General features: G+C 66.7%; 6 protein-coding genes. 4 read left to right on the forward strand and 2 right to left on the reverse strand.

The features are described 5' to 3' along the window. Positions 1–144 precede the first annotated feature (144 nt). A complete protein-coding gene (locus tag ACM6LR_RS33145) occupies positions 145–843 on the reverse strand; it encodes a GAF and ANTAR domain-containing protein (RefSeq protein WP_414941688.1) in 699 nt (232 codons plus the stop codon). 527 nt (positions 844–1370) lie between these two features. On the opposite strand from ACM6LR_RS33145, the gene ACM6LR_RS33150 reads away from it, so the two are divergent. Continuing rightward, positions 1371–6647: a DUF2599 domain-containing protein gene (locus tag ACM6LR_RS33150; RefSeq protein WP_414945206.1), complete on the forward strand. Its 5277-nt coding sequence runs from the start codon at positions 1371–1373 to the stop codon at positions 6645–6647. Between the two features lie 215 nt (positions 6648–6862). Here the strand turns inward: ACM6LR_RS33150 and ACM6LR_RS33155 are convergent, their stop codons facing one another. Next, positions 6863–7468, reverse strand: coding sequence for a TetR/AcrR family transcriptional regulator (locus ACM6LR_RS33155; protein ID WP_414941686.1), 606 nt, complete (start codon positions 7466–7468; stop codon positions 6863–6865). A 71-nt stretch (positions 7469–7539) separates the two neighbouring features. Here ACM6LR_RS33155 and ACM6LR_RS33160 point away from each other — a divergent pair, with 71 nt between their 5' ends. The 3 genes from ACM6LR_RS33160 to ACM6LR_RS33170 all read left to right on the forward strand — a co-directional run bounded on the left by ACM6LR_RS33160 (position 7540) and on the right by ACM6LR_RS33170 (position 10341). Continuing rightward, positions 7540–8874, forward strand: a complete 1335-nt coding sequence (locus tag ACM6LR_RS33160) for an alpha/beta hydrolase (protein WP_414941685.1) — start codon at positions 7540–7542, stop codon at positions 8872–8874. A gap of 355 nt (positions 8875–9229) precedes the next feature. Continuing rightward, positions 9230–9775, forward strand: coding sequence for a nuclear transport factor 2 family protein (locus tag ACM6LR_RS33165; protein WP_414945207.1), 546 nt, complete (start codon positions 9230–9232; stop codon positions 9773–9775). Between the two features lie 428 nt (positions 9776–10203). Beyond that, the gene (locus tag ACM6LR_RS33170) at positions 10204–10341 is read left to right on the forward strand and encodes a hypothetical protein (RefSeq protein ID WP_414941684.1); all 138 of its coding nucleotides are present in this window, start codon (positions 10204–10206) and stop codon (positions 10339–10341) included. Positions 10342–10816: the final 475 nt, after the last annotated feature.

A 10816-nucleotide genomic window follows, 5' to 3' on the forward strand; every position in this document is an offset into this window, starting at 1 on the left:
ATCGGCATCGGCGCGGGCCACACGCTGGAGACAGCGGGTGCGAGTGCGGTCCCGTCGGTCAAGCAGTCGGCCGACGGGACCGGTCTCCATACGCATCACACCGGCTGGGCCGGAACGTGCAGACGATAAGCGCGTGGCTTCCAATCAGAGTTCGCGACGGTGCTCGACGAGCCACTGGGCGACTTCGTACAGCTTGATATTGGTGGTCTGTGAGGATTCCACCAGGAGGCGAAACGCTTGAAGGGCGTCGATATCGTGACGTTCCATGAGGATGCCCTTGGCCATGCCGATCATGTCGCGGTTTTCGACGGCGACATGCAGGCGGGCTTCGGTCTGTGCTCCGATAAGGGCGATGGCGGCGTGGGTCGCGAAGAGCCCGCCTTCATCGTTGTCTTGGTCGGTGAACGCGTCGCGAGCGCGGGAGTAGAGATTCAGGGAACCGAGTGTGTTGTCCGTGACGAACAGCCGGAAGGACAGCATCGAACGAACACCGGTCTCGGCGGCCTCAAGGGCGAACGCTGGCCAGCGGGTTTCCGTGGTGAGATCTCCGGTGCGGAAGATGTGGTGTTCGGCGATCGCGTCGAGGCACGGTCCCTGACCGGTGCGGTATTGCACCTCGTCGATCGTGGTGACGACGTTGTCGGTCGGTGCGACGGTGCGAATCCGGCGCCGGGGTTCCACCAGGGAGATTCCGGCGAAATCGGCACCCGGGATGTCGTCGGCCGCCGCCTTCACGATTGCGGCGAGTGTGGACTCGACATCGTGTTCGGCCTGCAAAGTTCGGGCGATCCCGCCGAGCATCGCGCTGAGGCTTCCGCCAACCGAACCTTCGTAGTCGTTCACCCGCTGCCCTCTCCTTCCACCGCCGAGGCCAGCCTAACGAACCTCGTGACGACCTGCCGCGCATGACCTGAGCCGGCAAAGATCACCTGCCCAGGGGCGCTGTGGCAACGCGTCCGACAAGATCCACTGCTTGTGCGGGGTGCCGCCCATGCCGGGGGTACCGAGGGCGAAGGTCACCCAGCCGACCCAGTGTCCTGTCGTCGTCGCGGCCCAGGCGCTGAGCGGTCCGGAAGACGGTCCCGGTGAGGTCGAGTCCATCACGGACGGACTCTTCGGTGCCGCGATCGGGAAGGCTCGACGGAGGGATCGGGAAGGCCGCGGGCTGCGCCGCTGGCCTCGAGTGGCGTCACGGGGGAGGAGGGGCCCTCCCGTGGTGGCATGGGTGGCCTGCTCCGGCGCCACTGATCCGTCAGCCGCGAGCCATCTGAGCGGTCACTGATCGTTTCATCCCGATTTCATCGACTGTCACTACCGTCCCTGATCAGGTTGCGGTCCGCTCGTTTGACGACGATCTCGTTGGGGTGCTGATGTTTACTGGGGGAAGGGCACTCGCGCGAGCGCTCGTGCTGGCGGTCCTGGTCGCGTTGTGCGCGTCACTGACGCAGGCCGTGGTGGCTCCGCCGCGATCGGAGGCGGCCGAGGTCCCACGGGATCTGCCGATGATGCCGCCGTTGGCGCCGAGGGATGATTCGGCGAAAGCGGCAACTCCCGGGCAGGCGCCGGTCATGCAGGAGCCGGCGGCCGATTTCACTCCGTTGGCGAGCGGGGGTGCGCCCCGTGCACGGGGCGGTTCGGCGCCGGAGACGAGTCTGGTCAGTCCGGTCGACCAGGCCGTGGTCGCCACCGAGACGCCGACATTGCAGGTCGCCGTGGTGGGCAGTGGCGTCCTGTACTGCTTCAAGGTGTCGACTGGGGTCGACGGCCGATCGGGCAGTGTGGTGGATTCGGGATGTCTATCCACTCCGCAGTGGACGGTTCCGCTGCATGTGTTGCACGACGGCGGCAAGTACAGCTGGACGGTTGGCACGGCCACACCGGGTGGCGGCCCGGAAACGGTGACGCCGCCGAAATGGGTGGGGCACTTCACGGTCAATCAGCGGGTGGGTGATCCTGGACCGTCGCCGACCGACGTGCTGGGGCCCGCGACAGTGAATCTGTTCAACGGCAATGTCCATGTCGAAGCCGCCGGGCCGAAGTTCGAGTCGGTGGGTGGGGCCGCCGGGGTGACGTTCGCGTACAACTCCCGCCAGGGTGAGCCGCGAGGGGTGCGGGCGTCGTATTTCAACGATTCGCGGCACACCGGGGCGCCGGACGACGTTCCGGTGATGGTGCGAAGCGAACCTCAGGTCAATCTGGACTGGGGCAACATGTGGAGCGATGTGCCGGAGAACTTCCCGTGGCGGGAGGATCCGATGCCGCCCGCGTTGAACAAGGACTGGTTCGTCGTCCGCTGGGAGGGCCACTTCCGGGCCCCTGCCACCGGGGACTTCCGCTTCGCCGGTGGACACGCGGACGGCGCGAAGATGTGGGTGGGCGACAAGCTGGTCTATGACAACCCGAATCCCGCGGCGATCGGCAACGAGTTCCTCCAGCCGGGCCCCAGGCAGGAACGGGAGGTGGCGTTGACCGCGGGCCAGCGGGTTCCGATCAAGATCGAGCTGTACCACCGTTCGAAGGAACGTCCCCAGATGGTGTTGTGGGCCAAGAGCACCACAGGCCCGGACAATCAGCGCAGCCACAGCCTGCCGCCCAAGATCGTGCCGACGGAATGGCTGTACTCGGCCGATCCGCCGCAGTTGCCGGGGGGCTGGACGCTGGGATTCGCGGGCAGCGGGTACAGCAAGGCCGAGATGTTGGACGGGTCGGTGGTGCTCACCGACAACGCCGGGGGAAAGCACACGTGGGGCAAAGCCTCCACCGGCGGTTACCAGCCGCCCGCGGGTGAAGACGGGGTGCTCGCCTTCGACGCGGGCGGCCGGATCTCAGTGACCCAGACCGGCTCGATGTCGGTGTTCAACGTCGACGGCACCCTGGCCACCGTGGCGTCGGTGCAGGACAGCAAGAAACCGGCCGCTTTGCAGTACCTGTACAGCGGTTCGATCCCTCGGCTGACGCAGATCAAGGATCCGGTGTCCGACAGGGCGCACGAGCTGTTCTACAACACCGACAACAGCGACCGTTGTTACGGCGGTGTGCCTCGTCCGAAAGGCGCGGACGCGGCCCCAGCGCAGCAGCTGTGTCGAATCCGGTATTGGGACGGCACCGAAACCCGGCTCTGGTACGTGCTGGACTCCCTGGGACGCATCGAAAATCCGGGCGCAGACATCCGGGACATGAACTACGCGAACGCACTGCGGGCCAAACAGGCCTTCGACTACGCACGCAATGACGAGGAGCGCCAGAAAGCCAAGGACAGCATTGGCCCCCTGGCCGAGTTCCGCGACGGTGTGGCCTATGACTGGGTGGCACGGCAACCGTCTCTCGAGAACTGGGGCACCGAACGCACAGTGATCGACTACGGCGCCTTCGTCGAACGACCGTGGCAGCCGGCGCGCGCACGAGTGGTGCGAATCCTGGCGCCGTTCGCCGATGGCCGCCTGGCGGCGGGTCCGCGACCCGGGCGGACGTACAGCCACGACCTCGACAACAGGCGAGCGTTCGTCGGAGTGTCCGGGGTGGAGGACTTCCAGCGCGCTCGCACGGTGACCTACGACGACGCCGGTCGTGCTCTGACGGTGACCGATGCGGACGGGGTGACCGCGAAGATGGAATGGAACGCCAAGGACAAGGCCGTCGCGAGCGCCGACGGGAAAGGTAGGCGCATCAGCAACGTCTACGATCACGCCGACCGATTGACGGACAGTTACGGGCCCGCCCCGGCGTCGTGTTTCGCCGGCGAGGTTCCGACGCCGGCGTGCGCGGCGACGGTGCCGCACCGGCGCCTCGGCTATGACGAGGGCATGGCAGGGCTGCAGGCGGAGTTGTATGACAATCCGTTCTTGGCCGGGCCGCCCGCCGTGTGGCAGACAGGGGTCGGTACCGGCGACGGCTCCCTGGTCGGTAACTGGGGCGGCACACGGCCCGTGGCCACCACCGGTGGCTGGTCCGGTCGGTTCACCGGTGAGATGCGGTTCCCGGCCGCCGGTACTTACGAGGTGGGCTTCACCGCTACCGACGGCGTGCGGTTGTGGATCGACGACTTCCTAGTGGTGGACAGCTGGACCGACAAATCCGGCACCGCCGTCTCAGGCAGCTACCGGAACACGACGGCGGGCAGCCTGCACCGGGTCCGGGTCGACTACTACAACCGCGCCGGTGACACCGGGGCCTTGAACTTCACCTGGACCCCACCCGGGACCCAGACACCGGTGACGGTGCCAGGTACGAACCTGGCACCCCGCTACGGGCATGAGACCAGCAAGATCACCGACAGCAGCTCCGGAGGCGGCGTCGAACGCGCACCGGCGACGAAGACGGTGGCCGGGTACTCGGATCCGGAGCACGGAATCGACCCGGTGTTCGGGCTGCAGGTGTCGACGACCGCAGATCCCGGCGGACTCGCCCTGACCAAGCGCAACACTTTCGAACAGCCTGGCACCGGATATCTGCGGCGGCTGGCCGAAGCGCTGCCTGGCGGCGACCTCGCCGACCCCGGCAAACGAGGAACGTCCACCTACTACAACGGGAGTGAGACCCGCGCCAACCCGTGTGACGCGAAATCCGCCGCGGTCAACCAGGGCGGCATGGCGAAGACTCTCACCGCGGCCAAGAACGCGGACGGCTCGGCCAACACGGCCGAGCAGGTGTACAACGCGGCCGGTCAGACTGTCGCCACCCGGGTCAACAGTGAGCCGTGGCTGTGTATCACCTACGACAGTCGCGGGCGGGTTGCCAAGAAGGCGTTCCCGGCGATGGACGGGCAGCAGCCGCGGACCATCACCTACGACCACGCGGTGGGCGGCGACCCGCTGGTCAAGAAGATCAGCGACGCCGGCGGATCCACCACCAGCGTGATCGACCTGCTCGGGCAGGTCGTGTCCTACACCGACGCGAACGGCGTGGTTTCGACCAGCAAGTACGACATCGCCGGACGCAAGCTCAGCGAGACCAGCACGGTCAAAGGCGTCACCTCGACCCTGAACTACCGCTGGAGCAACGCGTCCCGGCTGACTCGCCTCGACCTGGACGGAATCGCCGTCGCGACGCCCGGGTACGACGCCGGGGTTCTGCGGAACGTGGGTTACGGCAACACCTCGAAGCTCGCGATCGACCACAACGACGCGGGCGCGCTGACCTCCGTCTCCTGGGCCGTGTCCGGTTCCACGGTCACGGACACGGTCGTCCGGTCCCGCGACCAACGCATCACCGATGACACCGTCACCGACACCGCCGCGCCGAACACCTCCTATCGTTCCGCCTACACCTACGACGGGGTCGGCCGCCTGGTCGCGGCCACCGTGCCGCACCACCAGCTGACCTACGCCTACGACGGCGACGGTGGCTGCGGACCCAACCCGAGAGCGGGGTCGAACACCAACCGCACCCGCTTCACCGACAGCAAGGGTGGCGCGCCCGCGGTCAGCACCGGCTACTGCTACGACAACGCCGACCGGCTCCTGTCCACCAGCGGCGGGACCGCCCTCGCCTTCGCCTACGACGTCTACGGCAACGCGACCAAGGTCGGAACCGACACCCTCGGTTACGACTCGACCCGCCGCCACGTGTCCACCGCCACCGCGGCGGGGCGCTCGGTCACCTACACCCGCGACGTCACCGACCGCATCACGGCGCGCACGGTGAAGGACGGTGCCAAACCCGCACAGGTCACCCGCTACGGCTACGCCGCCGACTCCGGCGGCCCCGACCTCGTCCTCGACAGTGCCGGGAACCTGCGGCAACGAGTGCTGAAACTGCCCGGCGGTGTGGTGCTCACCAAGAACTACGACCAGGCCAAGGCCACGAACTGGTCCTATCCCAACATTCACGGCGACATCCTGTTCACCGCGGACGGCACCGCCGCCCGCACCGGCACCATCCACCTGTACGACCCGTTCGGCCAGAACATCGACCCGGTGACCGGGGCGTTCGGCGACATCCCGATCCCGGCCACCGCCGAGGGCGGCATGGACTTCGGATGGCTCGGTCAGCACACCGTCCCGATCGAACACGTCGGCAGCCAGCAGGCCCTGGAAATGGGCGCTCGCACTTATCTCCCGGCCCTCGGCCGGTTCCTGCAGACCGACCCTATCTCCGGTGGCTCGGCGAACAACTACGACTACGTCAACGGCGACCCCGTCAACTCTTTCGACCTCACGGGCGAAATGCCAGGGGTGAACGCTCTCGAAGTCCTCGGTCTGGCACTTCCGGTCGTGCCGACCGGAAGGACGGACTTCTTCGGGAAGGTCGAGTGGCTTCCGCCTGGCCATCCGAACGCGCACGAGGGCGGCACGATCAGGATCGTTCCGACGGATACGGGACGGCAAGTAGCATTGCTCACCACCAACCCATTGCTTGAAGCCATCAACACCCCACGTCAACTGCAGGCCGCGGCGTTTGCGTCCTTCGCGCCAGGTCTGAGCGGCGCCATGACGGCCTGGCAGGCGTGGAGTGAATTCAAGGACAAAGCACTCGCGGCGGGTGCCCCCAAGGACCTCGTCGAGTCCGATTCGACGTTCCAACAATTCCTGTGTCATTGGCTTGCGGCGGAGTGGATCGACAACGGCAGGTCGTCTTGGAATCTCGACCCTGGCCGCAACGATATCGGGACAGGGAGATGCATAACGGCCGGGTGCAATCCGGAATAACCCGGATTCGGTGAGCGGCGACCTTCGGTGCGTCGGACAACTCTGCGTGCGGCAGCAACCACCCTGCAAGCGGCCAAGAGCGCCGGACCGAACGTGGTGTCGTGGTCGACGTTCAAGAAGCGCGGGCCGGGTCTCGGCGTCCTGGCTGAACAACGCCTGCTCGAGCCCACCGGCGGCGGAGCCGGTCGAAGATCATGGAACTCATTTCGCCAAGGTCATGGAGCCTGTGGTCCCGGGGATGGCATGGCTGGTGCCCAGCCACGAAGTGCCGCCGGGATCGCCGCGTGGAAGGCGACCTCGCCGACGGCGGTGTCGAGCGCTCCGGCCAGTTCGAGCGTTACGACTCCGTGCAGGGTCGCCCAGAACGAGAGCGCGATCGACTTCGTTTCACCAGCGAGGACGATGGCCGCCACGGCGCGGTCGATCGCGTCGAGCAGCAGCCGGATCGGGTCGCGCGGCCCGGGCATGCCCGACGGGTCGAAGGTCTTCACCCCGCCGAACAACACCATGTACAGGTGCGGGTGCGTACGTCCCCACTTCCGGTACGCGGCGGCGAGCGCGTAGAGGTCCGCGAGCGGATCGTCGGTGACCGGCACCGCGGACAGGCCGTCGAACAGTCCCGCGACCGCCCTGGTGCGCACCTCCTCGATTAGCGCGTCCTTGCTGCCGAACAGCGTGTACACCGCCGCCGTCGCCGTTCCCGCCGCGCTGGCGAGCGCGCGGACGGTGATCGACTCGAGCGGGCGGGTCGCGAACAGTTCGGTGGCCGCCTCCACCAGTCGCTCTTTCACGCTGTCGTCGTTGGTTCTGGGCCTCGCCACAGCAGCAAGTCTAGCCGATATGCTAACTTAGTTTTGAAACTAAGTTTGGAAACTCGGACAAAGGACCCCGCATGTCACGAACCATCCCCCGGCTGGCACGCGCCGCCGGACGCGCCGGACTCGCACTGGCCGCCGTCACCGGGCTGGCCGTCCTGTTCCTGGCGCTGATCGTTCTGACCGATGGCGCGGTCTCCGGCCTCGCGGCGTGGCTGGTGACGCTCGCCATCGGGGTGGCGGCCGCGACCTGGCGGGCCCGCCGCCGTTCGGGAACACGTCGGCTCGTGCCCTACCTGCCGGTGCTTGTCGCCATGGTGCTGACCGGGACGGTCTGCGTCCCGAGCGTGCCGACCGATCGGCAGTACCCCGCGGCTTTGCCGTTCGTGGCAACGCGGCACTGGGAGTTGTCGACCGGAAGTCAGGTCGCGGTGTACCACTACCCGCCCGCCCCCGGCAACCCTCGGCGCGACGTGCCGCTGGTGTACCTCCACGGCGGGCCGGTCCGCAGCATTGCCGTGCTCGACCACCGCTTCCTGCAACTCCTGGCGCGACACGGTTACGACGTCTACGCCTACGAACACGCCGGCGGTGGCCGGAGTGGCCTGCTTCCCCTTGAGCAGTACAACATCGACAGGTCTGTCCAGGACTTCACGGCGTTCGTCGACCACCTGGACAAGGGGCCGGTCGATGTCCTCGGGTTCTCCGCGGGCGCTGGCGTCCTCACCCGTGCCCTGGCTGACCCGCCTGCCGCGACCCGGATGCACAAGGCCATCATCGCCGAGCCCGGCCCGATGGACGGCCCCACCGCGCAGCTCGCCGGACACAAAGGACAGCCGAGCGCACGCGATCTTGTCCCAGCCATGAGCGGGCCGCGGTCCACCCACGTCCCCAGGTACGCCGTCGCGTTCGGCCTCATGCGCCTCGGACTCCTCAGCCCCGGCTCCACACTGGTGGGGCAAGCCGAAGGCGACAACGCGTTCACCGCCGCTGATCTCGGCAGCGACACCGCCTCGTCCTACTGCGCCCGCGACGCCAACCGCATCCCGGAGGAGGACTCCACGGAAAACTTCTCCTTCAGTCCCGCCGCGAGCATGCAGATCCAGCAGACGATCAAAGACTCCCCGTCGATCGCCACACGGCTACAGCGCTCCGGCACACCCGCGATGCTGATGATCGCCCAGTGCTCCTCCCAAGTCCGGCAATGGGCCACCACCATTCTGGCCGAAAATCCCGCCATCGAGCGGACCCAGTTCGTGCCCGACGTCGGACACCACATGTGGAACGGCCTCGATGACAACAACGACAAAGCCTTCGCTGTAATCGACACCTTCCTGCAGGAAAAACCGTCCCCCTTGCCGAACTATCCGACGCGCAGCGACATCGCTGCCTTTCTCCATGAGAAAAAATGACATCCATCGGGTCTGTCAAACGAACGGTGTAACTCGGGTTGAAGGAAATTATTTGTGTCCGGCGGCCAGGCGGCCGTCGAAGGCGGTCTCGAACGCGTTCAACGCTGGTTTCGTGCGCCGTGAGGCGCTGTGGTTTGAGTGGAGGTGAGAGACCGCCACCGTCGGATCGTCGCAGCGGTCCGGTAGGAGCTGAGGACAGGCTCAGTTCACCGACGCCGGCGAGTTTCGAAGGCACTCGGCCCTGCAGGCGCGGGTCACCGAGGCCCACCGGCAACTAGTCGAGCAGAGCGGGTTCGTCTTCCGAGCCGCGGGGGACGCCGTCGGCCACCACGACGCGATCCGCTTCACCACGTACATGGTGCCCGCCCGCGGCGGGGAGATCGCCTGGACCGGATTCATCTTCGTCCGACTGGACGAAGATGGGCGGATCCGGCAGGAGTATCAGTTCGGCGACGCACCGACCGCCGGAGTAGCCAAAGGAAATCTGGCAGGAACCAGGGCGGTCGTGGAAGAACTTCTGCGCCGAAGCGGACAGGGAAATCCCGAGCACATCGCGGAACTGTACGCACAGAACGTCGACTGGCGAGTCGACTGGCCGGTCGAGAACCATCCTGCCGTGCCCTGGATCCGGCCCCGGTCCACCCGAGCCGACGTCGCCGACCACTTCCACACGTTCAGCGAGCACTGCCCACCCGCCGAGAGTCACGTGTCCATCGACCACATCATGGTCGACGGGATCGACGCCGCAGTGACGGGCACAAGCTCGCAGGTGGTCGCCTCGACCGGCAAACGTTTCGTCATGACGTTCGCGCTGCACCTCACTGTGGAGGACGGTCTGATCACCCGGCACCACATGTACGAAGACAGTCTCACGGTCGCCGAAGCATTCGACCGCTCCTGACCGGACACCACTCCGGACCGGCACACCCGGTTCGGAGCGGGTGCCTCTCCCGCCGTGGCCGATGCAGCAGGAGTCGGCAATGTAGCCCTGTTCGCTCACGTCGACCGTATCGACCTCGTCGCCAACCTACTCGGGTCCTTCCGCCGAACTGTGACGATGGCGGTTCAGCTGCAGAGCATGCGATTAGGGTTTCCTGCGCTCCACGGCAACCCGGCTTCGGCGCGCTTGCGACGAGCGTCGAGGGCCGCCACCGCTTGACATTCGACCTGTCTGGGTACGTGAGCAGGGTTAGAGAGCGGTCACCGTGAGATGGTGAGCGGTCGTGGTTTCGTGCCTGTCAGGGTCTCTACGAATTGGCTGTCGCTTCCGGGTCGGTGTGAACCCACTGGAGGTACTCGATCTGGGCTGGGTTCCGGAGATCCGGCACCTTGCTCGCCAAACTCGTCCTGCGTGCCGCCGACACCGCCGAACACATTGGGGTGCTGCGTTACGCCGAGTTCCGCGCGATCTGTGTCCATGTCCCACGTTTCCGCCGAGCGCTCTACGCCGGACCGGTGAGGTTCTAATCGCCACTTCGGTCTAGGCCGGCATGTCGCGCAGCGTGGAAGCCGGGACGAAGGCGGGGCGGAGTGTGCAGTCGACGGGCTGAAAAGTAGGTGGTCTAGTCGGACAGGGCGTACCAACGACCGCAGCCCAGGGGAACTTGTCGGCGGCCTCGTACACGGTCGCGCCGGTCAGGTCGGGTTCGTCCACTGCGCCCCCGGCCACTCGTAGGGCCTAGCGTGTTACCGAGTCGAGTCGACCATGCCAGTCCCTGCTTGGTCCCTGGTCGGAGTGGTGGTGGACCCGCTACCTGGTGTTATGTCTGCCTCTGCCGCACCGGTGCAGTTGCCATGACGTGCGCTATTCGCTGATGGTTGGCCGCGTCGCCGGATTCGGTCAGCGCAATGCATGAGACGGCCGGTGGCCCGGTGACGCGCGGTGCCGGAACGGCTACCATGCCGGGTGTTCCTGACGATCGGCGAGGAGAGCCACTTCCGA

Origin of the sequence: Amycolatopsis sp. cmx-11-32, assembly GCF_047608695.1 — a bacterium.
Taxonomy (GTDB): domain Bacteria; phylum Actinomycetota; class Actinomycetes; order Mycobacteriales; family Pseudonocardiaceae; genus Amycolatopsis.